The organism is Enterovibrio norvegicus FF-33 (assembly GCF_000286835.2).
Classification (GTDB): domain Bacteria; phylum Pseudomonadota; class Gammaproteobacteria; order Enterobacterales; family Vibrionaceae; genus Enterovibrio; species Enterovibrio norvegicus_A.
On the sequence record NZ_AJYD02000038.1, the window covers coordinates 2,686,079 to 2,712,208 of the forward strand.

At 48.1% G+C, this 26,130-nt stretch carries 18 protein-coding genes and 1 tRNA gene; 13 read left to right on the forward strand and 6 right to left on the reverse strand.

All coding sequences use genetic code 11. From position 1 onward, the window contains the following. Nucleotides 1-13: 13 nt before the first annotated feature. The 10 genes from A1OO_RS19945 to A1OO_RS19990 all read left to right on the forward strand — a co-directional run bounded on the left by A1OO_RS19945 (nucleotide 14) and on the right by A1OO_RS19990 (nucleotide 13,023). Complete coding sequence (locus tag A1OO_RS19945; RefSeq protein WP_241819207.1) at nucleotides 14-985, forward strand: alpha/beta hydrolase family protein; 972 nt, start codon at nucleotides 14-16, stop codon at nucleotides 983-985. A 293-nt stretch (nucleotides 986-1,278) separates the two neighbouring features. Beyond that, nucleotides 1,279-2,277, forward strand: coding sequence for a TIR domain-containing protein (locus tag A1OO_RS19950; protein ID WP_017004209.1), 999 nt, complete (start codon nucleotides 1,279-1,281; stop codon nucleotides 2,275-2,277). A 427-nt stretch (nucleotides 2,278-2,704) separates the two neighbouring features. Continuing rightward, a complete protein-coding gene (locus A1OO_RS19955) occupies nucleotides 2,705-2,974 on the forward strand; it encodes an acyl carrier protein (RefSeq protein ID WP_017004210.1) in 270 nt (89 codons plus the stop codon). Between the two features lie 2 nt (nucleotides 2,975-2,976). Beyond that, nucleotides 2,977-3,867: a hypothetical protein gene (locus tag A1OO_RS19960; protein ID WP_241819209.1), complete on the forward strand. Its 891-nt coding sequence runs from the start codon at nucleotides 2,977-2,979 to the stop codon at nucleotides 3,865-3,867. Beyond that, a complete protein-coding gene (locus A1OO_RS19965) occupies nucleotides 3,867-4,496 on the forward strand; it encodes a hypothetical protein (protein WP_017004212.1) in 630 nt (209 codons plus the stop codon). Before A1OO_RS19960 ends, A1OO_RS19965 begins: the two co-directional genes overlap by 1 nt. Further along, nucleotides 4,493-5,605 carry an acyl-CoA dehydrogenase family protein gene (locus A1OO_RS19970; protein ID WP_017004213.1) on the forward strand — a complete coding sequence of 371 codons (1,113 nt, stop codon included), beginning with the start codon at nucleotides 4,493-4,495 and terminating at the stop codon, nucleotides 5,603-5,605. The genes A1OO_RS19965 and A1OO_RS19970 overlap by 4 nt, the downstream gene beginning before the upstream one ends. Next, a complete protein-coding gene (locus tag A1OO_RS19975) occupies nucleotides 5,602-6,936 on the forward strand; it encodes an MATE family efflux transporter (protein ID WP_017004214.1) in 1,335 nt (444 codons plus the stop codon). Before A1OO_RS19970 ends, A1OO_RS19975 begins: the two co-directional genes overlap by 4 nt. A gap of 14 nt (nucleotides 6,937-6,950) precedes the next feature. Further along, nucleotides 6,951-8,609, forward strand: coding sequence for a class I adenylate-forming enzyme family protein (locus A1OO_RS19980; RefSeq protein ID WP_016961193.1), 1,659 nt, complete (start codon nucleotides 6,951-6,953; stop codon nucleotides 8,607-8,609). Beyond that, a complete protein-coding gene (locus A1OO_RS19985) occupies nucleotides 8,606-9,754 on the forward strand; it encodes an efflux RND transporter periplasmic adaptor subunit (RefSeq protein WP_017004215.1) in 1,149 nt (382 codons plus the stop codon). The genes A1OO_RS19980 and A1OO_RS19985 overlap by 4 nt, the downstream gene beginning before the upstream one ends. Further along, nucleotides 9,751-13,023, forward strand: a complete 3,273-nt coding sequence (locus A1OO_RS19990; protein WP_017004216.1) for an efflux RND transporter permease subunit — start codon at nucleotides 9,751-9,753, stop codon at nucleotides 13,021-13,023. Before A1OO_RS19985 ends, A1OO_RS19990 begins: the two co-directional genes overlap by 4 nt. A gap of 222 nt (nucleotides 13,024-13,245) precedes the next feature. Here A1OO_RS19990 and A1OO_RS19995 read toward each other — a convergent pair. The 5 genes from A1OO_RS19995 to A1OO_RS20015 form a co-directional block, all read right to left on the reverse strand. Continuing rightward, nucleotides 13,246-13,336: transfer RNA gene (locus A1OO_RS19995), tRNA-Ser, on the reverse strand. Nucleotides 13,337-13,520: 184 nt separating this feature from the next. Next, nucleotides 13,521-14,273 carry a phosphate ABC transporter ATP-binding protein PstB gene (gene pstB, locus A1OO_RS20000; RefSeq protein WP_277814493.1) on the reverse strand — a complete coding sequence of 251 codons (753 nt, stop codon included), beginning with the start codon at nucleotides 14,271-14,273 and terminating at the stop codon, nucleotides 13,521-13,523. Nucleotides 14,274-14,400: 127 nt separating this feature from the next. Further along, nucleotides 14,401-15,702 carry a phosphate ABC transporter permease PstA gene (pstA, locus tag A1OO_RS20005; RefSeq protein ID WP_016961189.1) on the reverse strand — a complete coding sequence of 434 codons (1,302 nt, stop codon included), beginning with the start codon at nucleotides 15,700-15,702 and terminating at the stop codon, nucleotides 14,401-14,403. After that, nucleotides 15,695-17,077 (reverse strand): phosphate ABC transporter permease subunit PstC, encoded by a 1,383-nt coding sequence (gene pstC, locus A1OO_RS20010; protein ID WP_017004218.1) that lies wholly within the window; start codon nucleotides 17,075-17,077, stop codon nucleotides 15,695-15,697. The genes pstA and pstC overlap by 8 nt, the downstream gene beginning before the upstream one ends. Before the next feature lie 72 nt (nucleotides 17,078-17,149). Beyond that, nucleotides 17,150-18,190 carry a substrate-binding domain-containing protein gene (locus A1OO_RS20015; RefSeq protein WP_017004219.1) on the reverse strand — a complete coding sequence of 347 codons (1,041 nt, stop codon included), beginning with the start codon at nucleotides 18,188-18,190 and terminating at the stop codon, nucleotides 17,150-17,152. Nucleotides 18,191-18,507: 317 nt separating this feature from the next. On the opposite strand from A1OO_RS20015, the gene A1OO_RS20020 reads away from it, so the two are divergent. Beyond that, nucleotides 18,508-19,032 (forward strand): hypothetical protein, encoded by a 525-nt coding sequence (locus A1OO_RS20020; protein WP_016961186.1) that lies wholly within the window; start codon nucleotides 18,508-18,510, stop codon nucleotides 19,030-19,032. Between the two features lie 26 nt (nucleotides 19,033-19,058). On the opposite strand, the gene A1OO_RS20025 is transcribed toward A1OO_RS20020, so the two are convergent. Then, the gene (locus tag A1OO_RS20025; protein ID WP_017004221.1) at nucleotides 19,059-20,186 is read right to left on the reverse strand and encodes a sensor domain-containing diguanylate cyclase; all 1,128 of its coding nucleotides are present in this window, start codon (nucleotides 20,184-20,186) and stop codon (nucleotides 19,059-19,061) included. A gap of 331 nt (nucleotides 20,187-20,517) precedes the next feature. On the opposite strand from A1OO_RS20025, the gene A1OO_RS20030 reads away from it, so the two are divergent. Beyond that, nucleotides 20,518-20,916, forward strand: coding sequence for a hypothetical protein (locus A1OO_RS20030; protein WP_017004222.1), 399 nt, complete (start codon nucleotides 20,518-20,520; stop codon nucleotides 20,914-20,916). A gap of 75 nt (nucleotides 20,917-20,991) precedes the next feature. After that, a partial coding sequence (locus A1OO_RS20035) for an FG-GAP-like repeat-containing protein (protein WP_017004223.1) occupies nucleotides 20,992-26,130 on the forward strand: 5,139 nt, incomplete at its 3' end.

The following is a 26,130-nucleotide window of genomic DNA, read 5'->3' on the forward strand; positions in this document are numbered from 1 at the left end:
TCGATGGAAGAAGATGAGTATTTTTCTGATTTCCACAATCGTCGTGCTGAGCATCATCGTGCTGACGATATTTTTATTACAACGCCCACCCTTAGACCCCGCGCTAGAGAAAGGTTTGCAGGTGTCAACGTTCATGGTGGAAGACACAACCGGTCAAACCCAGCTGGAAGCAAAAGTCTGGCAGTTACCGCCTGAGAACGAAACACAGCCCAAAGGCGTGATCTTGGTTTCACACGGGTTCTCCGCCACCGCGGGCACCATGCGTGTTTATGCGGCACAACTGGCACGCGCAGGTTATGTGGTTGCCGCCGTCACGCATGATGATCTCAAAGGTTTACGCAGTGGGTTGGTTGAAAACGACCCCATGATAGCCAGACAACGACACTTGCAACTGCTGCTAGAACAGCTTTACGCCAACGATGCGCAGAACACGCTTCGCGCGTTACCTGTCGGCATGTTGGGCTATTCACTGGGCGGTTACACGGCACTCACCAGCACGGCTTTTCCTGCACAACTGGACAAACAAGCGGCTTTTTGCGAAACCCAGCCACGCGGTGAAAACATCTTGCTGTGTAACCCGCGCTTTGGGCAACGCATTCAGGCGATTCTCTCTCAAGAATCGACGGCTTCTACACCAAGCCTGATCCCCGCTTTCGCGATTGCGGTGTTTGCCCCGGCCTACACCCAACTCATTGACATGACAGACCAAGAAAATGCGCCCCCCATCTTTCTGGCTAACGGCCAGTTGGATGAGTACATCAGCCCAACCGACATGGAATCACTGGCGCAATCGCACCGTTACATCAAAACACATAAAGAATTGGAAGATGCTGGCCACTATGTCTACCTGCCGTCATGCCCTTGGCCGCTTTCCATTTTTATGGAAAATTGCAAAGACCCGAAACCGATTGAACGCGCCCCCAAGCAAACCGCGCTGGCAAACGATGTGATCGCATTTTTTGATGAGAACTTGGTGACGCAGTAGCGGGATGGTTTGACTCCCCCCTGCTGAGAAGCGGGGGGCTTTGGAATGGGGATTGCCCCATTCCGTGTCAGCGATGTTCTACTTTATAAATTACAGTGAGGTTGCCTACCATATTTTTTCTCATGCTATGGGTGTGTGTTCGGGGTCGAGGGGGGCTTAACACCACAAAGTGTTATAGCACGGATTAAGAAAAACCACCCTAGGGTGGTTTTTCTAACTTGCTGATCAGATGGAATTTCTAGCTGGTGTAGTTCCGTTACGGTGGTAAAATATCTCTAATATAAGGAGAGTTTATGGCAACACTGGCAAAAAGAGATATCAGGCTACTAGAGACGTACTTGCAAATGAGCGGCGGTCATTTACTCGATTTCTCTCACAGGACTTTGGCTGAGTTTTTTGAAGACTACAGCATTGATATTGATGAGGCTCAATATCAAGTAGGTTCTGGGTCGAAAGCTAATCGCATGAGAGGCTTTTGGCAAGTAAGTAGCGATATGGTCGTCGGACGTGTACTTAAAGGTGTGATTGAGTACTACGATGATAAGCGTGCGTCTGGTTTTTATATTGATGCGTCTAGCTACAGTGATGAGCTACGAGATAAGTGTTTAAAAATAGCCAACCAGTTAAGTCGTGGCACATACTCAGCTCAACTTGGTAGTCAACAGAGTGATACAGCACCTATCAAGCAAGCGATACGAAATACGATTCAACCGTCATTGCCCCCCTCTACACAGCAAACGACTCAACGGCCGATGCAAGCACCAGTGCGGCAAGATTTTCAACAGGCTGTACAAGCGATATTTCGACAACCCGCACCAACTGAGCAACCAATGAATCCAGCAACCCAAGCCAGTAAACAGAAAGTGTTTATCGTACATGGTCATGATGACAACTTGAGAATGCAGGTTGAACTCTTTGTTAGAACTGTAGGCTTAGACCCTATAGTGCTCATGAACCAAGCTAATGGTGGTAATACTATCATCGAGAAGATTGAAGAGTACGGGGATGTGGACTATGCGATTGTCCTCTATACACCGTGTGATGAGGGTAGAAATAAAGGAGCTCAAAACCTAAACGGCCGAGCTAGACAGAATGTTGTCTTTGAGCATGGGTATTTCATTGCGCGACTAGGGCGTAAAAAAGTCTCAGCAATGGTTAAGCCAGGAGTTGAGATTCAAAACGACATTCAAGGAGTCGTCTATATCCCGACAGACACAAACTGGCAAAATCAGCTACTTAAAGAATTTCATAAGGCTGGATTAGAGTTTAATGCGAACGCATTGTTTGCATAGGTAGGCCCGTCAGGTTAGGACTTAGTTATTCTTGAGTGCATGGTTGCAATACCTCACGTAATCCGAAAAGTCAGAGTATGCTTTTGTTCATAACTTACTTTTGTCCACTTTTGAGTTAGCCACGATGGCTAGCTCAAAATTGTCCAATAACGAGCCAATGCATCCGTCAGCGTTCACTAGCCCCCATACGCATCAGCTCCCCTGTCACAAGTGACAGCTCTGCTCGCTCGCCATACATGCCTCAACACCAACCCTAAATTTACACAATTAAAATCAAGCAATTAGGTCTACACACCTCTTCTGCCCTCTCTTTAAAAAATCGCACTGTCAAAAGTGTCAGGTTATCAAATCTCCTTCTCAGGCTTAGTTTGTATTCATGGATTTCGAGCAACACACAAACAACCTAACCGAGTAAATGGAGTTAATTATGCAAAGAGAAAACGCGTATCAAAATATGGTGGCCATTCTGAAATCAACCATCACGATTCCGGAAGATGTGGAACTGGCCGAGAACACCAGCCTGCGTGATGACCTGGGGATGGATTCATTAGGATCTCTGACTTTCTTGATGGAACTTGAAGAGTCTATTGATGGGTTTTCTATTGACCCTGAAAGCCTCGAAGAGCGCCATTTCAGCTCGATTGGCGCCATGGTTGATTACATTGTTGAAAATGTCGAACTCGCGCCGGCAGCCTAATTATGTACATTAATTATTGCCAATATTTCCCACTGGATGAAAGGAGCCTACGACAGGAACCTCGGGAACGGTATACCACCTACTTCAAGGACTTATACCGCATTTCCGACAAAGACCTGTCGCACGAAACCTTTTTGGCAGGTGATCAATATAGCTATACCAACATCATTGATTCGGTGTTAGACGGCAACTTACCGTTCGCGGCCTACCCAGATATCTCTGATGTGGCTTTTAGCTATTGGACACCCGAGTGGGACCCTGAGTACTCGGCGTTCGCGACCTACTTCCTTTGGAAAAGCGACGTAGACGCTGAGATTATCGATGTGTGCGATGTGGGCTCTATCGCCACCACGACCGCACTTCACATCCTTTTCAATACTGACAGCCTTGAAGATCCTCGCACCAAAATTTTGGTCGGCATGGAGCAAAACTCTGTGCCTCGCTACCTGCCAGACAACAACATGATGCCCACCCATTCCAGCGGCTCGGCATTGTTTGTGAGCCAAGCCAACAGCGAAGGGGCGCTTTTCAAACTTGAAGACTCGCTTTTCTTAAATGAAAACAAGATTTACGCATCGAACTTTGTACTGGCAGAAGAGCTGCAAGCGTTGCTCGATAAACACAAGTTAAGCGCTGGCGATTGCACGCTGTTCTTGCAAAGAAACACGGCGGCATTTAAGCAATTGGATTATTTGTCGGACAAGGGAGAAATCTCTGCCGACTTATTACGCCATGCTCACTATTTACCCGCCCAGTATTCGGTGAATACCTTGCCGAAACTCTTGGATGAGTATCAACGCCATCCTGAATCATTCCGCAGCAGCATTTGGGTGTTCATTGATGAAGACGCCGAATCGCTAAATACAACCATCAGCTTGTTGAGGGCGTTGTAATGTATCGTCTCGATTTCGAAAACCATTGCAGCATCATTGCTGACCCGCAAGAGGAGCAGTTACAAGGCACCTTAGTTTCTGCTTTTCACGGCGCAGACAGGAGTGTTGTGATAATAGACCGCCGAGCCCGCTCAGATGGCCCATCTGTCACCCTTGATCGTGTAGATGCCGAAAACCTGATCGCACTTCCCAATACCTATTTGGTGAAGGTGTCGTCGCGCACAAGGAAAACCTTGCCAACCCCAGGGTTTCACGAGCAGCCATTGAGCGATGCGCTGCCCACATGGGAGGCGTTTGTTCAGCAATCACTTTCTTGTTTTCACGCCGAGATGTCGGTGTTTTTTCGCCACGTCGTCGCACGGCTGAAAACCAAAAAGGTGGGAGAGAACACGCTGATCGACATTGAAAACGTCGCCCTTTCTGTCACGGATTATCACCGTTTTCTGTTCCACGTTGAGTTGGCGTCCCAAACGCTACCGGAGACGTTAACGCCGCTGTCTGAGCGTGTGCTGCTGGCCTCAAATACTCTCTCGAACTTGCAAGGCGGCATTTCCATTCTGGCCGGAAGCGGTGTCGAACATCACCTGCAATATGCCCTTTTACTCAACGATTTGGAGCAATGGCGATGATTAATTTAGACCGATATGCCGCGACGTATGGCGAAAAATACGGGGAGCACATTGAATGGCTGCGCGAAGTCGCCACGGCGGTAGACAGCTATCAAGACATTCACAGCAACACGGATTTTCGCAACGGGCAATTGGATGCGCTGCTGCTGAGCAGCTTTTCCATGACCACGGAAGAACGTGTTCGCATGTTTGAACAACTTTCTTACGGCGACCCAGGAGCATTGCTATTTTCACCCGGTCCCAGTTTGTCTGGGGTGATCTTGAATGAAGCAGGCTCAGAGGCGCAAAAAGCGCAGTTTTACGATTACCTGAAGGAACACAATTGCCGCACTTTTTTTGCGGTAACCGAGCCGAGCAAAGGCAGCGATGCCGGACGGTTGGAATCACGCTACACCGATGGCACGTTAAGTGGCGAAAAATGGCTGATTGGCAACGGGACACGCGGCGACATGGGTGTGGTGCTGTTCAAAACAGGCAATAGCCCGCTCGCGACCCGCGCTGCATTGCTCACCAAGGAGATGATTGACTCGCCACAGATAGAACGCCGTTTATTGAAGCAACACTGTTTGCGTGGCGCGCGTTTGTCTTATTTGAAATTTGATGCGCTGCCTATCCCGCAAGAGCAGTTGCTGGGCGAGCACCTTCACCCTTGTGAGCGCGGCTTATTTTCAATGATCCGCACCTTCAACAAAATGCGCCCTTGTGTGGTGGGGTTGAGCATTGGCTATGCACAAGCCGCTGTCGACCTATTATTGGAACACGGCAAAGACGCGGGCATTCCGCAAGAGACCTGTCGCCACTTCAACACCATTCTCGCCACCATTCGAGAGGTGAATCTGGTGGCAGCGAAAACCGCGGATAAAGAGCCTGACAACATGGCCTATTCCTCGCTGGCGAAAATCGAATTGGATGATTTAGTGAAACAAATTCGTCCGTTCTTATTCCAGCACTTCAGCAAGCTGCAATCTGACCACTTCGTCCATGTTCGCAAGTTTATGCGTGATAGCTATGCCTTTGATTTTATGGAAGGTACGCACGTTATTCAGAAGCATAACTTGGTCAACATCCTGAAGCGGAACGATTACGTGAGCCCATGGAGCGGACAATGAAAAATATCGCCTCTACCTTCTCTTCGGTTGCGTCGACGCTGTCCATTTTTGCCTCTTCGTCGTCGACATTCGTCACGCAGTTGCTGGCGGTGTGGATCATTAGCCAAGAAGACCAACGGGCGCTTCTGATCCTTACGGTGTTCATGCCCTTTGGTTTCACGCTATCAGCATTGTCTGATGCGTTACGAGCGGGCGCATTGCCCATCGTATCGAGCCATGACGATGCGGGATCACATGAGATTCACAGCGCCATTGCTACCTTGTTTGGTATGGCATTGGTGTTGTTTGGTGGGTTAGGCGCGATGGCGTGGGGGCTGATGCCCCTTCTCCAATCTTATTTTCATTTGCCTATCGTCGCCTATCTCGATTTCTCAGATCTGCTGCTCGCCATGACCTTGGTGTTCCTGCCTATCACTGTCTCTTCGGTGTTGACGACGTGTCTGTTCGCGAAAGAGAAAAACGCGCTAGCCACCAGCATTGTGGTGGTCGCCAATGTGCTGCAACTGAGCCTGATCTACATGTTTGCCAAACAAGGTCACGGCGTAATGGCGATGCCGTATGCGGCCGCGTGTTCAACACTGGTTGCCATTACCATGGGACTGACATTGTCGCCCACGCTACGCCAGATAATCGCACCTCGCGCATTGGCGTATTTTTCCGCCATGCAAACGCAATGTAAGCAGCTGTTGTCCATTATTGTGCCTATTTTTTCCAGCTACTTATTGCTCATTGCCTGGTTGTTCTACATCACTTACATCTTGCTGCAATACAGTGAAGCGGCAGCGTCTGCCTTCCCGCTTTATGCGCGAATTCAGAACCTCATCATCATGTTGTCAATTGCGGTCGGTGTCAGCCAAGCCATTCGCTTCAATAAGCACTCGGCCGACTACGACTACAGCATGCTTAAAAACAGCGTGACCCAGTTTGTGGTTCAATCATTCGCCTATCAAATCCCAATGCTGTTGGCAGTATTTATCTTCAGTGAAAACATTGCGTTATGGTTGGTGAGCGACCCCACCATTGCGGCGGAATGTGCGCAATACCTTCGCATTATTTCTCCTGCTCTACTGGTGCTTTCTACCTATGTCGGTATGACGGTGTACATGGAACAAACCTTCCGTTCTCGTCGCGCCTTTATCTACAACTTTCTCTATCTGGGCTGTGAAGTCGCGCTGATTGAGATCGTTCGCCCATATTGCACCACCAGCACCGAACTCTACACCTTACTTGCCGTGGCCTTTTTTGCTTCTGCCATTTTCATCTTGTTTGAAATGGGTCGCTCACGCTACGAATACCACCTGATGCAAAAAATGCAGTCTGTGACCCTATAAAGGAATATTCCCCTATGAAAACGACACTTTATGACCAGTTGCTACACATTCAACAGCAACACCCAACCAAGGTATGTCTGCGTGATGCGAAGAACGATTGGACGTTCTCAGACCTGCTGGACAAAACCAACCGCCATGCAGAAGCCTTAACACAAGAAGGTCTCGGCCTTGGCGACCGTTTGTTGTATATCGCAGGCCGTGGCATGAACACGCTGCCGCTGCTGCTCGCCGCGAGCAAACTTGGGGTGCTATTTGCCACCATTGATGCCCGTGCTGACCAAACCAAGAACCAAGCCATCATCGATCAGTTTGAAGCGGATATTTTGCTGATTGCCCCAGAGCATGCCAGCAAAGCCATGTACCAATTGAGCTATTACCGCGAGCTAGGCTGCACCGTTAATAGCAACGCTGATAATAGCAACGCTGATACTAGCAACACCGAACAGCGTCATGCGTTTGGCGCACCGGGCTGGCTTCGCAATGACCGCGCAACAGGCGTGTGTGATACAGCCGTCGCGACCCAGCAGCGCAGCCGCAAGCCCGTCGCCAGTGACATCGGCTTGGTGTTCTTTACCTCGGGTTCAACGGGCCGTTCAAAAGGCGTAGCACTGAGCCATTCGAATGTCCTGTTTGCCGCGCAATCCATTATCGAGTACTTGGAAATTGATGCCGATGACGTGATTTACAACGCGCTGCCGCTGAACTTCGATTATGGCTTCTATCAAATCTTGTTCCCCCTGTTCACGGGCTGCCAAACCTTCCTAACCCACTCTTTTATGATCCCGCAGAAGAACTTGATGGAAGTGCAGAAAATCAACGCAACCCACTTCCCTATCGTGCCGTCGATGGCGCGTTTGATTAAGCAGTTTGGTGCGGCCAAGGCGCTTGAGTCTGTCACCACGATCACCAACACAGGCGAAGCGATTCACCGTGGCGAAGTGGAATACATGCAGAACATTTTTCCTCACTGTCGTTTCTTCTCCATGTACGGGTTAACCGAGTGCAAGCGCACCACATGGCTTCACCCTGACGAGTACGCCAAGAAACCTGACAGTGTGGGGATCGCGATTCCGGGCACGCGCATCGAAATCTTGGATGAGAACAACCAGCCGGTTCCTGCGGGCACAGAAGGACAAATCGTGGTGTCTGGCCCACATGTGATGACCGAGTATTTAGATAACCCAGAAGCAACCAGAAAAGCACTTTTCTTTGATGAAAATGACCGCCAGAAAAAACTCGCAACGGGTGATTTTGGCCGCATGGACAGCGAAGGGTATCTCTACCTCAGTGGTCGCAAAGACGAAGTGTTCAAAATTGATGGCTTGAAGTATTCCTGCAAGGAGCACGAACAGTGGTTGAAATCTCAACCTGAGGTTCGCGACGCCTGCATTTTGGTCAACCCTGACACCTTGGAAATCACCGCTTTCATCGTGGAAGAGATAGGCGAACGCATGACCGAAGGCATGATTCGCGAACGCCGATTGAAAACCTGTGCCCTCTCGTCTCACCTGCCAAAGCATGTAGAGCGCTTAACTGACATTCCAATTAACGATAACGGCAAGCACAACAAGCAGCGCCTGAAGCAGGGCTTGCAACAAGGCGACCTCGCACAATGGCAGTTACCTGACTCATTGACCCATGTTCAACCAAGACAGTTAGCAGAAACATTATGAACAATAAACTCGCGCTTCTTATCCCGATTTTCGCTGTGGCACTGAGTGCTTCACTTTTCTCCTTCGCAGGCGTAAAGAAAACAACGTCGGATAACGATATTCCGGCGGGCCTTCAAATGAAAACGGTTGAAAGCCTGTTGATGCAGACAGAACGTCGCAACAAGGTCTATCAGTCGGCTTGCATGATCACGCCACAGAACATTTACCATCTCGCCCCCAAGGTGGACGGCGAAGTGGTTTATGTCCGTAAAGGCGGTCATCAGGTGAAGAAGGGCGAGTTATTGCTCGAAATCGAAAACGAATCCGTGCGCTATCACTATCAAGTGGCACAAAACAACTTACGTTTGAATGCACTGAACCTGCAACGCTACCGCTCACTGCGCGTCAAAAACTCGAAACAGGAAATCGATGAACTGCAGTTGAAAGTCGATAACTTGCGGGCAGAAGTGGCGTATCAACGTGCGTTATTCGAATCTTTCAAATTCTACGCACCGGAAGATGGCGTATTCGAAACACCTACCGTTAAACAATATGACCGCGTAAATCCGGGTGTTTCGGTGCTCACGTTTTATGGAAATCAAACCTTCGAATTCACGTCCAAAATACCGCTCCACATCTTCTCGTCTATCGCGTTGAGAGACAAAATCGCGTTGCGCTCTGTCGATAACGGCGATGTGATTGCCACGGCGCAATACAGCCGTCACGAGCCCGAAGACAACGGCGAGTTCGTTAAGCTTTACGGCACACTCAGCCCGGATGATGTGATGATGGAAAGCACAGGCCAACCTGCAGACTTGGTTAACCATTCCCTCTTCGAACGCTGCACATCTAACTTGCCGCTTCAACAGGCTGACCAAGGCATGTTCCTTGAAAACAAGTATGTACACTTGGATTACAAAGGGTTCTACGTGTTCAAACTCGATGGGCGTCGCGTGAAGAAGCAGTATGTGCAAGTGAGCTGGTATGACGATGGCGTGCTCGCACTTGAAAGCGGTGTGACGCCAGGCGATGTCATTGTCACGGCGGGTTCATTCAAATTGCTGGATAACGAATTGGTTCGCGTAAAACGCCCCCGAACCAATAACCCAGCACCTGTTGAGCCGGCTTCGGACACCACACAACAATTAGTGGGGATGGTACGATGAAAAGCGCAATTAACGGGTCGTCACTGCTCGGTCGCTACTTCGAATCGCGTATGGGTTACATTATTTTGATGTTGCTCATTACCCTCTGCGGCTTGGCAGCCCTCAAGTTCGTGACACTGACCTCATTCCCTTATTCGCGCAGCAGCACGATTTTTGTTTCCGCCCAATTTTACGATAAGCCTGCCAAGTACATTGCGACGCACGTTGCTAGCGATATTGAAGACATTTTCGCGGAGCAAGATGGATTGGAATATACCCGCCTGACGGTGGGTAATAACTCACTTCGCGTGACCGGTAAGTTCGACAAAAGCGTCGACATTGATGCGGTGGCGCGTGATATCAGTAACCAGCTCACCAATCGCCCTATGGTGCAAAATAACCTTGATGAGCTGACATCAGGCTTAGACAAAGGCGACTTTGCACCAGACTTGGGGTACGTGTTCACGTCGAATGCACGATCTGATTCTCTCATCAGCCGGTTGCTGGAAAGCGAAGTCACGCCAATTCTGCGCAGCTTACCCGGCATTCAATCTGTGGCGCTATATGGCCCTAGCGATGCAATTTATATCGATGTCGATCAAGACCGCCTAAACGCCGCAGGGCTTGCGCTCAACCAAGTGTATGACTCGGTGCAATCAGCTTTTTCTCAACCCGCCAGCTACTTGGTGGACGGTGAAAACTATGAGATTTATCACCATAAGTCGGTCGACAACGGCATTCAGAAAATGGCGACATTGCGCCTTGAAGATGATGGCACGCAAGGCGTTCACAGCCTGTCTGATATCGCAACGTTTCGCGTAGCCAACGAATACACCCGCGTGAAAGCCAAGTTCAATGACAAAGATGGGGTGGTAATGCTGGCGACCTTCGATGGCCGCGCCAACCCACTGTCGGTTTCGACCGAGGTGAAAGTGATGATCTCTGATTTCTTGGTCGGAGAACCTGATATTCACGCGCAGGAAATCATGGACAGCACCGTCATGCTGTATGGATCCATCAAAGAAACGATATTGTCGATTTTGCTTTCCATCGCAGTCACCTGTTTAATTGTGTATTTCACCACACGCTCTCTTGCCTCTGCCTTCGCGATTTCACTTTCTATCCCCCTTTCTTTGCTGTTGGCTTTTGCTTTTTATTCAGTGTCGCTCGATTCCATCAACCTGATCACGATAACGGCCTTAATCATCGCCATTGGTCTGGTGGTCGATGACTCCATTGTGGTGACAGATTACTTAAATGGGCACAACCAGCTCGTTCAACCAGGATTAACCCAAAGTGGCAACCAACTGATGCGATTACGCGCCATTTTGATGGTGTTGGTCGCGATTACGCTAACACTGGTGGTGGTGTATTTACCGTATATTTTCTCAAGCGCAGATTACAGCGTGGTGAGCAAGGAGTTTGGCATCGCCATTTCCATTGCCCTGTTGTGTTCTTTGTTTGTGTCTGTGCTTATCACCCCCAAGCTATTGCCAACACAACGTAACAACTTGCACTCACACTCGCAGGGCTCAGATGCCAACGCTTCAAGCTCGAAGACAACGCCCTATCAAAACCCAGCGCTGCGTGCCTACCACCAATCGCTGTGCTATTTCGCGGAAAGCCGTGTCATTCGTGCCTTTACTGCCTTGGCGATCATGGGTGTGCTCGTCGCGGGTTTCTTTTCATGGCAAAACAGCGACAGCGAAGTCGCACCGCCAGAAGACAAGCGATTACTGTTGGTACTGAGTGAAGTGAGCCCGAATGCCACATCGGCAGATGTTCAACAGCAAGCCAGCACCTTAACGCAACGTATTCTTGCCCTGCCTTGGGTCGATTCCACCAACTACGTTACCGGCCTGCCAGACAGCAACATGATCACCCATTATGTGCGCCTGAAAGCACCTGAATTTGGCAATGAAAACGGGAGCGAAAACCAAGAAAACACCCCACACACAGGATGGTGGCAACACATCACGCAATCTATTCAACATACCACGCAGCAGTTCGTCGATAACCCACAGAAAAATAACCTATTGGTGAAACAATCTGAGCGGTTAGCGTCGATGCTGGCACAAGAAACCTTGAGCCGTTCTTTTGTGATTTTACCGACGGATATTCCCGGCGCGTCCACCTTCCCTATCGACATGGCGATCATGGGAAGCGACACCGAGGAAGTGCTGGAAAAAGTAGAAGCCGCACTGCGAGAAGCGCGCGCCTCGGGGATGTTTGAGTTTTTGGTGCATGATGCGAAATACGTGTCGAATCAATTCAATATCGACACGTTAGTCGACACCACGACGTATGGCAGTGCGGAACGCCGCTATTTTGCCTCGCTGATCGCGGCTTTTTCTCAACCGAATTACATCGGGAAAACGCCCCATGCAAACGACAATGTCAAAGTGTACCTTGGCGTTTCACCGTCCGAGCAACGCATTAGCAACACACAAAACACCACGGTCATCGATGACTATGCTCTGTATGACGATGGATCACGGAAAATCATGAAGAGTGCTGTTCAGCACGTCGAGCCGTCTTTCGAGCCATTGAATATCAACAAAACCAACGGCCTGCCGAGCGTGCAAATTCGGGGGATTACGCTGTCTGGTGTGAACAAATACGATGCGATACACGCGCTGAAAGACATTCTGATCTCAAAAGGCATTGCGGAGCACAACATCACGTTCATTGGTTCTAGCCGTTCGATCTCTTCGTCGGTCACCGAACACATCAACATTACGGTATTCTCGTTGCTTCTGATCTTCTTGCTGCTGACAGTGCTGTTTGATTCTGTTGTCGCGCCGCTCATCATCGTGCTATCGACCGTGCCTGTCACTTACTTCTCGGGATATATCGCCCTCGATTTATTTGGCTTGTCAGATAACATTTATACCCGATTGTCGATTCTAACTGCGGTCGGTCTGTCGTCAAAACAAGCGGTGATCATGGTGTATGAAGTGATTCGAATTGCCCGCCAGTATGCCGACCCCACAATGCTCAAAACCGCGATTATCGAAGGGTGTTCGCAGCGTTTTAATGCAGTGTTTATGACCTCGTTCTCGCTTATCCTCGGGGTGTTGCCCTTGGTGTTTCAGTTTAACTTTGGCGCAGTCGCGAAATACAACATTGCTGTGGTTATCGTGTTCTGCATGACCACCTCTTTCTTTACCGTGCTGTATCTCGTGCCCTTGGTCATGATGGTGCTACCCAAACGTGCCTATAACAAATTGCTGGGATATGCCCCAACAAAAGTACCAATGAGCACGCAGCCCATCGCCCAGTCAGAGTAAACCAGACAGTCATCACGTCATTTTTACGCAAAAGACAATAACGAAAAAGCCCACCCGCTCTTCATTCACGAGCGGGCGGGCTTAATTTAATTTGGCGGAGAAATAGGGATTTACTCGGTCGCTTCGCTCGGCTAAACCCTAGCCTAGGATTCTGCCCCCCTATTTCCAAATGCTTATTCCAGAAACGAAAAAGCCCGCTCACTGAGCGGGCTTAATCTAATTTGGCGGAGAAATAGGGATTTGAACCCTAGGAGGGCTATAAACCCTCGCCGGTTTTCAAGACCGGTGCTTTAAACCACTCAGCCATCTCTCCGTTGTTGCCGCGAATATTACAAAGCTATCGTGACCTTGTAAAGCGCGAATTTACTCTAATTCGCTCGTTTGGACAGGCTTTAAACAGTTCGTGCAAATGAACACCAGATCACTGCCGAAAAAGGCGAACGTTGAGTTCGCCTTGATAACATTATCTTAATTGACTGAAACCAAACACTTGGGTTTTACCCGAAACGCCCACCAATGTAATCGCGCGTCAGTGTATGCTCGGGTTGCTCAAACACGTTGACGGTTTCATTCACTTCAACCAGATCGCCTAAATGAAAATACGCCGTGCGATCGGAAACACGTCGAGCCTGAGACATGGAGTGCGTGACAATCACGATGCTGAAGTTCTCTTTGAGCTCTTCGATAAGATCTTCGATGATTCCAGTCGCAATCGGGTCAAGCGCCGAACACGGCTCATCCATCAAGATCACTTCTGGTGCAATCGAAATAGTACGTGCGATACACAAGCGCTGTTGCTGCCCACCAGACAAACCCGTTGCAGGCTGCCCTAAACGTGATTTCACTTCTTCCCAAAGACCTGCGCGACGCAAAGATTGCTCCACCACTTCATCAAGCTCGTCTTTGCTGTCCACCAAACCATGAATACGTGGTCCATATGCCACGTTGTCATAAATAGATTTAGGGAACGGATTTGCACGCTGGAATACCATGCCGACTTGTGAACGGAGCTCGACGATTTCTTGCTCCTTGGCATAGATGTCGTGGCCATCCAACAAGATTTCTCCCGTGACATCGCAACCAAAAACCGTGTCGTTCATACGGTTTAAACAGCGTAAAAACGTCGACTTACCGCAACCTGAAGGGCCGATCATCGCCAACACTTGTTTCTCGCCAATATCGAGGTTGATATTGCGGATAGCCGATTTAGCGCCACTCTCGTAGCTCACGCCAACATTGCGCGCCGTCATACGCGGGGCATCGACAAAGGGTATGCCGCAGGTCTCTTTCGGGGCTGCCGTGTGCTCTGCAGCGCGCATGTTTTTACTCGAAGAAAAATCAGCTGAGTTTGTAATTATGGTTGTCATTTCCCTACTCCTACCATCTGCGCTCTAAGCGTTTGCGCATGATAACGGCACATGCATTCATAAATGCCAAGAAGGCCAGCAGCACCATGATTGCCCCTGAGGTGTTCTCGACAAAGCCTTTTTCCGGGTTTTCTGCCCAGAGATAAATTTGTACTGGAAGTGCGGTTGCTGCATCTAACGGCCCTGATGGGACATCAACAATGAAAGCGACCATACCAATCATGAGCAGCGGCGCGGTTTCGCCCAACGCTTGTGCCATGCCAATAATGGTGCCAGTGAGCATGCCCGGCATCGCCAATGGCAGCACATGGTGGATCACCATCTGCATTTTTGAAGCGCCCACACCTAACGCAGCATCTCGCACGGATGGCGGGACGGCTTTAATTGCCGCTCGGCTAGAAATTATAATGGTTGGCAAGGTCATTAGCGTTAGCACCAGACCACCCACAACAGGCGCAGAACGAGGCAGATCTGCCACATTCAAGAACACGGCCAACCCGAGCAAGCCAAACACAATTGATGGCACCGCAGCAAGGTTATTGATGTTAATTTCAATCAGTTCCGTTGCACGATTACGCGGTGCAAATTCTTCAAGATAAATCGCGGCAGATATACCAATCGGAAAACTTAATGCCAGCGTGATTAACAAGGTATAGAACGACCCAACCGTCGCCCCCCAAATACCGGCTAACTCTGCATCACGGCTGTCGCCATTGGTGAAGAAGTTGGTGTTGAAGACAGTGCGAACATTCCCTTCTTTCACCAGTTCGTCATACCATTGGATTTGAAGATTTTTAAACTGTCGCCCATCTTCTGGTATGGCTGCCGTGATGTTGCCTTTGTTGTACTGATTGAAGTTGTCGCCCGCTTGCGCCCAGTACTCGATTCTTTTCCCAATCAGCGATGGATCGGCAATGACCATGTCACGCAAATCGTATTCCGCACCGTTCGACAAGAATTTATAAAGCTGGCGTTTGTTCTGACGACCATTAACAGGCACATCGTCCAAAATCGCTTTGCGGATGACTTTACGAAAACTCGCACTCATCAAGGTCTGTTTATTAATATCCTGACCAACCAGTCCCAGTTCATCCGCAGACAAGTCAACCGTCAGTTTAATTTCAGTGGTGAAAAACGCGGTATAGCCATCAGAAACAATGGTGGTCATCAACACAATCAAAAACGCAAATGCCATGGAGATGGATGCAACGCCATAGAAGCGAAAACGCTTTTCTTTGGCGCGACGACGACCCACACCTGCCTTCACTTTTTCTCGCTTGGTTTCTGCGATTTTTAATAATCTATCAGTCATATTGCTCTCGATATTTCTTCACGATTCGAAGGGCGACAAAGTTAAGTGCCAGCGTGACAACAAACAGCGTCAAGCCCAAGGCGAATGCAGCCAGTGTCTTTGGGCTATCGAATTCCTGATCGCCCACCAACAAGGTCACGATTTGCACTGTCACCGTGGTGACTGAATCCAACGGATTAGCGGTTAACTTGGCCGACAAACCTGCCGCCATCACCACAATCATGGTTTCGCCAATGGCGCGTGATACAGCCAGCAGCAAGCCGCCGACAATACCGGGAAGCGCGGCGGGAATAACAACATTGATGATGGTTTCAGACTGGGTCGCGCCTAGGCCAAGTGAGCCATCACGCAGCGATTGAGGAACCGCAGTGATCACGTCGTCTGACAACGACGAAACGAACGGAATGATCATCACACCCATTACCATGCCTGCTGCCAGCGCACTCTCAGAAGAGGCCCCCGAAAAGCCAATCGCATGGGCGAGATCTCGAATAAATGGCGCGGCGGTCAAAGCGGCAAAGAAGCCGTAAACCACCGTCGGTATCCCTGCCAGCACTTCCAACACAGGTTTAACGATATTACGAACGGTAGGCGAAGCGTACTCAGCGAGATAAATCGCGCTCATTAGGCCAATTGGCGCAGCAATACACATGGCGATAAACGAAATCATCAAAGTGCCGGTGAACAGCGGAATAGCACCAAATGCGCCTGTTGCGCCTTGTTGATCAGCACGAAGGGCTATCTGTGGGGACCATTGCTTGCCGAACAGAAAATCTGTGATCGGGATAATTTGGAAGAAGCGAATCGCTTCAAAAAGCACGGAAAGAACAATACCTAGCGTGGTGAGAATAGCCAGCGTCGAACAAAACATGAGGAAAAACTGAAGGCATTTTTCGACGTGATGACGGGCTTTTAGCTTAGGTCTGACTGTACGCCAACCGAACGATAAGCCAACCAGTGACAATGCAGCCACGGCGACGAAACGAAGAGTACGCCCAATGCTCTCGAGGTGATGATAGTAGGCCGCGGCCGCTAGCAAAGCAGGCTCATCAGTCTGAAGCAGACCGTTAGCAATATGCACGATCTGGCCAAACAACAACTGCGTATTTTCATTGGTATCAAGTACGCTCTGTGGCAGTTGCGCCATCACCAGCGATTTCACCGTGCTCGGCTCAAAGGCCTGCCAGATGATAAGAAGAAGTACACTCGGCACTGCCGCTAAAATAGCCGCATAGGAGCCGTAATAATTAGGCCGGGAGTGAAGTTTGTTCAAGCCACCAGCGACGGTAGCAATATCCCGGGAACGTTTTTTGGCAAGGAAGTACGCGCTCAACGTTAGCGCCAGCACTATCACCATCAATGTAGACGTTTGCATCCCTTTTCCTTTAATCCCTTGTACAACAAAGGTGGCGTGCTGTTGTCAGCACACCACCTCAGGGGTAACGCGTTACAGATTCGGTGTGAGGTCAACTGCGTTGTTGCGAACCAGTTTTAAATCACGCGCTGACAGCGGAATCAAACCACGGTCAGTCAAGTAGCCCTCATCGCCAATCGCATCTTCAGACGTGAAAGAGGCAACGTACTGCTGCAGACCCGGAATCACTTCTGCGTGCGCTTTCTTCACGTAGAAATACAGTGAGCGAGAAACAGGGTAAGAACCGTCACCAATCGCGTCGAACGTAGGCACTACGCCGCCGATTTTAGCGCCTTGCACTTTGTCTGCATTTTGCTCAAGGAAGCTATAGCCGAAGATACCAAACGCGTTTGGATTTGCAGCCAGCTTCTGCACAATCAGGTTGTCGTTTTCGCCTGCTTCGATAAATGCGCCGTCTTCACGAATACCGTGACAAACCGCTTTGTATTTTTTCTTGTCTGCTTTTTTCAGCGCTTTCAGCTCTGGATATTGCTTACAACCGCCTTCCATCGCCAACTCGACGAACGCATCACGCGTACCCGACGTTGGTGGCGGGCCTAGCACTTCAATTTTGGTTGCTGGAAGAGAGGCGTTAACGTCTTTCCAGGTTTTGTTTGGATTGGCAATCAGATTACCGTTTGCATCAGGAACCACTTTCGCCAGCGCAGTGAAAAGGTCTTTCAACGTGATATCAAACTGCTGAGATTTTTTAGAGTTCGCAAACGCGATGCCGTCATAGCCGATTTTCACTTCAACGATATCTTTTACGCCGTTTTTCGCACACAACTCAACTTCTGAGCTTTTGATTTTGCGCGATGCGTTAGTGATATCCGGTGTGTTTTCGCCTACACCTGAGCAGAACAATTTCAAGCCACCGCCTGAACCTGTTGATTCGATTTTCGGTACAGCAAATGCTGACGTGCGACCGAAGCGTTCCGCTACAACGGTGGCAAATGGGTACACTGTTGATGAACCAACAATGCTAATGTAGTCACGTGACGCAGCAGCAACGTTACCCGCTGCAAAGGTAGACAGACATACTGTCGATGCCGCAATCAGAGTCTTAAGTTTCACATCAACCTCCAAGTCGATTGTTTGTTCATTTAAGCAGCCAGAAAAGCCTGTACTGCTTTCGTTTTCGCTTCAAAACTGATGTAAAAGTTAGAGGCCGCCTATGACAGTAACCTTAACAAAATGTGAACATTTGATTACAGACAGTGTCACTTTCACGCTGAAACATTAATGAAATCAATACGTCACCCGAGTGAAACATTGCTTGTCTAGGTTATACACGAGTAACCTCATCGACGTTTTTTCTCGCACGCATTGCAGTGGCTATCGAGTAGTGGAGGCACGTAGAGGGTGAATCTCATGTTCTGGGATCACCATTGATGAACAGCCAAAGAGACAAAAACATGGGTCAATGCGCGAAGGAAAGCGAAAAAGCAAACAGCAGAAACGAGGGGTTATCGGTATTGGAAAAGGACACAGAGACGCCGAAGCCAAACGGGCAAAAAATCAAGCCCAGCGTGTTATTTCTTTGTGATGGAGAAGAAGGATATTCACTGGTTGCTCAGTCTATCTTGAACCACAAAGCTGACAGTTATTTCAAAGGCTTGTGTGCGTTCACTAGCGAGGTTTGCAACATCGCCTCAGCGTGTCAATCGCTTCGCCAATACAACATTGCATGTCGGGATGACCATTTACGCACAATAGAGGCTTATCAAGGGCAGAATGTGGACTTTTTGATCGCACTATCCCCCTCTTCAGTGCAGTCGGGAAAATCGCTGCCGCGTTACACCAAATTCATTCCTTGGGACATCACACAAGGCGGTGAAACAAGCGACCGCCAAATAACGGTCAAATACATCAACGACCAAATCAATTATTTTCTGTCTGTATACCTCTATCGATAATCGAGACAGGATTCAAAACAATGTATTTAAATCGGTAGCGACGTGATGGTGATAGGACGTTTAGATGCAGACACGGCACAATTTCGTCCTTTGGCTTTTGCTTCATTTAACGCGGTATTCGCTAAATTGATTAGCTTATCAAGTGCTCTAGAAAATGGGATTTTTTCTTCACTATCACTACGAAAAGCACAATAGCCGACACTAATGGTGACAGGCGTTCCTTCGACTTCGCAGTGAGAAACATGCGCTGCCATCCGTTCACACACTTTCACCACTTCCGATTGTAAAGTATCGGGAAACCACACTAAAAATTGTTCACCGCTGTAACGCGCAACATAATCGTAGTTACGCACGGCTTGTCTGAGCGAGTCTGCCACGCCTTTGAGTATGCGGTCACCCTCTTCATGGCCGTGTTTTTCATTGAACATGTGGAAGAAGTCGATATCCACCAGCGCGATCGCGCCTTCTCCGTCTCGACGTATCAGTTGGTTAATTTCGCGGTGAAGATAATCAAACAAAGCGCCACGATTAGGTAAATCGGTCAACAAATCAATGTGCTGAATGTTTTTCAAACGCTCACTAAGCAATTGATAAGACGTGCGCGCGCCAAACAATTCTTCGCGATACTCATCATTTTCAAGTTTAAGTTCAAGCAAACCCGCCATCAGCAGCAAGGCATTTTCGTCATTCGCATGACTTTCACACAAAGCTTCAGAACTAAAACTCAGGGTTCCCCATACCACGCCACCAAAATGAATAGCGACGCCCCAGTAAGCACCAGGCAAATGTTTAATAAAAGGATGGCCGCTCAGTTTTTCATGTGCGTGAGTATCGGGCGCAAGTATCGGTGTTTGCATACCGGCTGCAACGCCACTGAATGAATTCGCTAGCGGCATAACATCAGAAACGTTGAGAGGAGAGCCCCCTGCACTCCCGGCAGTGTCCGCCGAAAAGCGTTCCACAACATGGATCTCTTGGTCACTGACTCTGCAAAGCTCCCCGAGACTGGCATTAAAATGGCTCGCCCCCACTTTCAGCAATTCTCCGACCCAATCAGAAAATGACTGACCGCGCCGACGGCTTAGCTGTTGCAAATCGCGCATCAAAATGTCGAGCGAAGGTTTGTTGTCAGACAAAGCGAGATTGGAGGTCATAGGTGGTTCCAACTTTGAGATGTTTGTATTAAAAGAAATAGGACAATTTTAAGAGTATTCTAAATGAAACCATTTCTGTCACTTTTTTTGCAACGAAAGTGTAAGTACTCACTATTTATCTAAATATTTAGTCAACCTTCATTGAATCAAATCAAAAGCAAAGAGTTAGAAAATTTCGTTTCGATTGTTCAAATATGCCTATTTGCCTCGTCCCTCCCCTAAAACATCCAGTTCAATTCATCTAATGTTGCGATTAGTCGTTTAACTACGAAGGGCGGTAGCGTTTTTTATCACCGCCCTCCCCAAACTCATCAATGTTGCTCAGGTAGCCATGAAAAAAGCACACATACTCACTGCTACTGGTATTGCTGTTTTAGTTAGCGTTATTGGCTTTGTATCTATGCCCACCCAAAAACCACTCTCCAAGGTTGGCCTGGTTTCTGTGGAAAACCACGCAAAAAATCAAACATCAATGCTGGATTTAAAAACTGATACGCCAGCCAAAAACATGCTAAGTGACAATGCCGAGTACCCCACACCTGTTATTCAGCTTCAGCAAACGCTGACTTACGGTTTGATTAATGCAGAAGCCCCAAGCCTTCCCATTTTGCAGGGCGACTTGGAAACTTTTGCACAAAGCAATGTTGGATCATCCCAGAACGTTCCTGAAGAGCTTTCTCAGTTGAAAGCACGACTTCAAAAACTCAAAAAAATCTCGAATACGCAATAGCCGATATTGCAAGGCTAGTGTTCCTCATAAAAGCCGCACATTCACTCTCACAAAAATAATAATCAGGTAGTAGATATGGACATCTGTTCGTCTGTCGTTGGCGCACCAAAAAATACAACATTATTAATAAAGTGGGTGGCTGTTTTTTTAGGTACCCTGATAGCTTTCACTTTTCCTATTTCATCGCATGCATTGACCTCTAGCACAGGGAAAACCGCCGTTTTAGCGGGAGACTTTTCTGTTTCGGGCGGCGAAGCAACCTACTCTCTCCCTATTTCAGTATCGCCAGGCCGTGCTGGACATCAACCATCGCTATCTCTCGAATATCGCAGTGATTCCCCCAACGGAAACTTGGGCATGGGTTGGTCAATCGGTGGTTTGTCAGCCATAACGCGATGCGGGAAAAATCTAGCCACTGATGGCCGATGGGGTGGCGTGCAGTTCAATACAGATGACAGATACTGCCTTGATGGCAAAAGACTGATTGCGATTACAGGAAAAGATGGTGGTCATACCACTGAGTATCGCCTGAAAGAAAATGGCTACTCAAAGATTATTTCATTTGGCACTGCCGGAAGTGGCCCTGCTTACTTTAAGGTTTGGACCAAAGATGGTTCAGTTTATGAATATGGTGTTACTGGCGACTCACGCGCAGAGCTACCCGGCCAAGCTCATGTTTATAAGTGGGCGCTGAATAAAATTACCGATGTTACTGGTAATAACAGCATTAGCTTTTACTACGCTGAGAATCAAACTATTGGTAGCCATAAAATCGTTTCTATTGATTACATTGGCGGAGAAATATTATTTGGTTATGGCTCAAGAAGCGACGTGACAACATCGTATCTAAATGGCAGTAGTCTTATCCGGAATGAAAGACTGACAAGCATCACAACTAGAGATAGTGCCAACACAGTTATTGGTATTTACTCACCAAGTTACATATATTCTTCTGGGACAAGCCGTAGCCTTATTAATGGCCTCAACTATTGTACGAATGAAAGCTGTTCAACACCAATTGATTTCAATTGGAGGTTTCAAAAAACTGCTTCTTATACGCAGACTACGTCCGACCTCATCCAACCTAGATATATTGATTCCGACAGAGATGGAAAGCTCTCTAGCTACGGTATTGTTAAAAGGACGAAAGGGTTAGAAACATGCGGCGATGACATTGGCCCTAGTCATCTCAATACAGTAAAACACCCAAGTGGCCACACGACAGAAAACAATGATGATAGTTTCACCCTTATAGGTTCAATCGATTCTCCATCTTTAAGTATCCAAAAATGGGAAACAACGGGTAGACAGCACTGTCAAGAAGAAGGTGAAATGCACCTATCGGCAGTAGCCACACCAAAAGATCTTTGCGTCGAAGGCAACTACTCGCCATCATCAGATGGAGTCCTATCTGCATATTGTAAAAATAACGTAGCTGGAGATTTCAACGGTGATGGCAAAGAAACGATCAAGCAATCATTTATAAAACCAAGTTTCACTATTGATTTAAACAATGACGGCATTGATGACTACGCATACAAACGTGCTCCAAATGCTTTCGTGTACCAACTATCAGGCGCAGGTAACGATGTCAAGCTTGAAGTTGCATCCCCGGTTGGACTGGGTTACGACGTAAATATTAACGTGGTGGATATTAATAACGACGGACTACCCGACGTAGTAAGCTATAACCCATACCCAAACCAGCTTAGAATTTACCTCAATAACGGCAAGGGGTTTTTACACACACAAACTCTATCCATACATAACAATGCCATATTTGAAACTGGCGAACTAGATTTTGTCGATATTAACAATGATGGCTACCCAGAATACTTTAAAGATGGAAATTTCTATAAAAACAATTTCGGTTCAATTGACGCCTCTAATATAGTTAAAACCATACCACTTGATAATATAAATTCTCGCCATAAGAATTACAGCGTTAATTTTCCTGACATAAATGGTGATGGATGGGCAGATACGGTTATCACGTCTGCATTTCGTGAAAGCTCAAACTATCAAACTGGCGCTGTTACACCAAATGCCATTCAACATATCTCATCAGGTGGAATCCAAGACAAGATTTACAAGATTCAAGAATCTGGCGTCGATTACACTATTAACTACAAATTCGCCACAGATGCCAGCGTTCATAAACAGATCCATCATTTCGCCTACCCTTACCTCAACACCACCCCTCGCCGTTTCCTAGTTTCAAATTACAGCAAAGCCCCCAAAGGCTACTCACCAACCAGCTACAGCTATTTCTATGAAGGTGCGCGTTCACACGCTAAAGGCTATGGATTTTTGGGTTTTCAAAAAATAACCCGTACTGAAAATGCGGCGATCAAAACCGTCATCAGCACCACGTATGAAGTCAATGACGGCATTATAGCGGGTAAACCCCTTTCCATTATTGAAACCCGAAATGGCAAAAAGGTGGGTGAACAGACTTTTAACTACAAAAAGGTCGCACGCCAAGGCTATGGTGGGCAGTATTACCAAATCTATGCCAATAGCATCACCAATATCGCCTATGACTTAGCCACCCAAGCTGTTAAGCGCAAAGAATTAACCACACGAACCCTTGATCATTTCGGCAATGTCGTCAATGAAGCAACCGACATCACCAGTGGCATAGCTAAAGGCGGACATTTCACGACCAACACCATTAACCAATACCTCTCTAGCGGCGTTAACAGTGATCATCAGATATACGACATTACCTCTATCCAGAACATCGACAATTTTGAATCGACCCTAGCAAGCTTTAAAGCAGGCCTAGGCCGCTATTGCGGCAGTGACGGAAAGATCTACTTCAAACCCAATGATCATATTGTTCTCATCCACGGTGAAATCGACACCCCCATTGTTTTGCAACGCTACAACAGTTACTACCTTTACAGCACCACAGGTTCCTCTACTGACTTAGACGGTCTAACCACCATTAGTGGTGCATTGACCGGCATTACAGCATCAGCGTTTAATGCCGCCTCTCCAGCGTCTTGCGGCAGTTATGCATACAGTGATTATGATGGTGATGGGCAATCAGAATTTGCAACAACCAAATCGACTCGCACACAATTGGTAACAGAAGCTGCAGAGAACTTCTGGAAAATTGGCGCACTCAACGTTTCAACAACAACCATCGCTGACGAAGATAGCAATTTAATTCGCACAGTAGAAAATAGCTTTAACTACGATGGCAAGGGTCTACTTCAAGCGAACACAACGCGTGCATCGGAATACGGAACATCAAGCTCAATCTCTTCCGCTAAATATCTGACTAACGCATTTAAGTACGACGCGTATGGCAATGTGATCGAAACCAAATTGACAGGTTCTAATATTGACCATGCACGTATTTCCACATCGACTTATGACGCCAATAGCCTGTTTCCGAAAACACAAACCAACGCCAAGGGTCACACCACTACCTTTACTTACGACAATAACGGGCTATTGAAGCAATCCAAAAGTCCTCTCGCTGGCCGAACCGTTAGCTACAACTATGATGCCTTCCAACGCTTAACCAGCGAGACCCGACCTGGTTCAAATAACACAATCAGCCACAACTACAAGCTTGATACTGCGTGCTTCGCTGCAACGCCTAGAACGGCATCCTGCGCACAAACCAGCGCGGCTAATCGTGGCACTGTCATCACCCACTTTGACTATGCAGGTCATGAAATTCGTAGTCTTCATCAAGGTTTTAATGGCGAGTGGATCGTTAGAGACAACAATTGGGACAGAAGTGGCCGCAAAGTGTCAGCAACGCGCCCAAGGTTCCTCAATGATACGGCTATTTCTGTTGTCAATTTCCAATACGACGAACTGCACCGCGAAACACACAAAGACGAACCAGCAGCAAAGGGCGGCAGAGCCAGATTCAAAACCGCCTATACAGGGTTTGTTACCTCGCTGACTGATGCGCGTGGTTTCAACCACAGCACCACCCAAAACGTGCTGGGGCATATTCTTCGTAAAGACGAACCAGACAGTGCTTTCCAAACGTATGCTTACTACCCAGATGGCAAGCTCAAAGAGACCACAGATTCTTCAGGTAATGTCACTAAGATTGGCTATGACTCACTGGGTCACCGTAGCAGCCTTGATGACCCCGATATGGGCTATTGGGAATACACCTACAACGCTTTGGGTGAATTGAAAGTCAAGAAAGACGCGAATGGCGTAAAAACCACCCTCGCCTATGATGCATTGGGACGAAAAACGGCGGAGCAATATAACACGGGCGGCACAATGAAGTGGGTGTATGACACCCGAGGCAAGCCAGGCACATTGGCAGCGGTTATCGGAAATGAACTACGCACAGACTATTACTACAACGGCAATGGCTTGCTCGAAGAGGTTGCGAAGCAAACCAATGGCGAAAAATTCAGTTCGCACTACTTTTATGACGATTACGAACGTGTTAACCGAGAAGTGCGTCCAAACGGCATTGATACCTCGCGGCTTGCAGGTGCGAACAATTTAAGCAAAACAGAAAACCCCGATGACCGATTGGTGTTGGAATATGTTTATAACCCCAATGGCTATATGTCAGCCGTTCGCAGCCCGAAAAACTATGCCGATGAAGTATTCACCAGTGCCAGTTTCCGCGATGAAATTCGCCAACTGCTTACTCAGGCAATTCAGCTCGCGAATACCTATTTAGAACGCGCCGAAAAATACGCCATTCAAGAAGGCTTTTTTAAAAGCAAAGCCGCCGAATACAACCAGAAAACGGTAAACGTTCACACCTTAGATGGCTCTTCCGCTGCTATGCTGGCGGGAGGCTATCGCTACAAGCAATGGTGCAATGCCCAAGGAGAATGTTATTTACGCCCTGGCACGTGGGTATTGTTGCATGATGACGTGGTCACGCCCATCGATGTCACGCTTGATGGCGACATCTACCGTGTTGAGTCCACACTTGTGGGTAACAGCGCAGGTAAACGCAATTACTCCACCACGGTTCATAAGGTGTCTGACGCTGAATTTGGCAGCCAAGCGCTGTATGCAGCGCACGACTTTATTTTGACGGACTATGACAAAAACGGCCAACTCGACCTCATGTCGACGAACGACATCTACATTGCAAAAGCCGATACCGCCACACAAGAGGAGTTATTGTTTACCGCCGAAGATTTAGACCAAGCAGCCGCCATTGCGGGTAGCCGCTATAAGTTTTATACCGAACTGGCTGGGGGG

What these genes read in the sequence shown, in the direction of transcription:
- A1OO_RS19990 (WP_017004216.1), top strand. Translation starts at nt 9,751, where the DNA reads ATGAAAAGCGCAATTAACGGGTCGTCACTGCTCGGTCGCTACTTCGAA.
- pstB (WP_277814493.1), bottom strand. Translation starts at nt 14,273, where the DNA reads ATGACGGCGCGCAATGTTGGCGTGAGCTACGAGAGTGGCGCTAAATCG.
- A1OO_RS19955 (WP_017004210.1), top strand. Translation starts at nt 2,705, where the DNA reads ATGCAAAGAGAAAACGCGTATCAAAATATGGTGGCCATTCTGAAATCA.
- A1OO_RS20025 (WP_017004221.1), bottom strand. Translation starts at nt 20,186, where the DNA reads ATGACCTCCAATCTCGCTTTGTCTGACAACAAACCTTCGCTCGACATT.
- A1OO_RS19970 (WP_017004213.1), top strand. Translation starts at nt 4,493, where the DNA reads ATGATTAATTTAGACCGATATGCCGCGACGTATGGCGAAAAATACGGG.
- A1OO_RS19950 (WP_017004209.1), top strand. Translation starts at nt 1,279, where the DNA reads ATGGCAACACTGGCAAAAAGAGATATCAGGCTACTAGAGACGTACTTG.
- pstC (WP_017004218.1), bottom strand. Translation starts at nt 17,077, where the DNA reads ATGCAAACGTCTACATTGATGGTGATAGTGCTGGCGCTAACGTTGAGC.
- A1OO_RS19985 (WP_017004215.1), top strand. Translation starts at nt 8,606, where the DNA reads ATGAACAATAAACTCGCGCTTCTTATCCCGATTTTCGCTGTGGCACTG.
- A1OO_RS19980 (WP_016961193.1), top strand. Translation starts at nt 6,951, where the DNA reads ATGAAAACGACACTTTATGACCAGTTGCTACACATTCAACAGCAACAC.
- A1OO_RS19975 (WP_017004214.1), top strand. Translation starts at nt 5,602, where the DNA reads ATGAAAAATATCGCCTCTACCTTCTCTTCGGTTGCGTCGACGCTGTCC.
- pstA (WP_016961189.1), bottom strand. Translation starts at nt 15,702, where the DNA reads ATGACTGATAGATTATTAAAAATCGCAGAAACCAAGCGAGAAAAAGTG.
- A1OO_RS20030 (WP_017004222.1), top strand. Translation starts at nt 20,518, where the DNA reads ATGAAAAAAGCACACATACTCACTGCTACTGGTATTGCTGTTTTAGTT.
- A1OO_RS19945 (WP_241819207.1), top strand. Translation starts at nt 14, where the DNA reads ATGAGTATTTTTCTGATTTCCACAATCGTCGTGCTGAGCATCATCGTG.
- A1OO_RS20020 (WP_016961186.1), top strand. Translation starts at nt 18,508, where the DNA reads ATGAACAGCCAAAGAGACAAAAACATGGGTCAATGCGCGAAGGAAAGC.
- A1OO_RS19965 (WP_017004212.1), top strand. Translation starts at nt 3,867, where the DNA reads ATGTATCGTCTCGATTTCGAAAACCATTGCAGCATCATTGCTGACCCG.
- A1OO_RS19960 (WP_241819209.1), top strand. Translation starts at nt 2,977, where the DNA reads ATGTACATTAATTATTGCCAATATTTCCCACTGGATGAAAGGAGCCTA.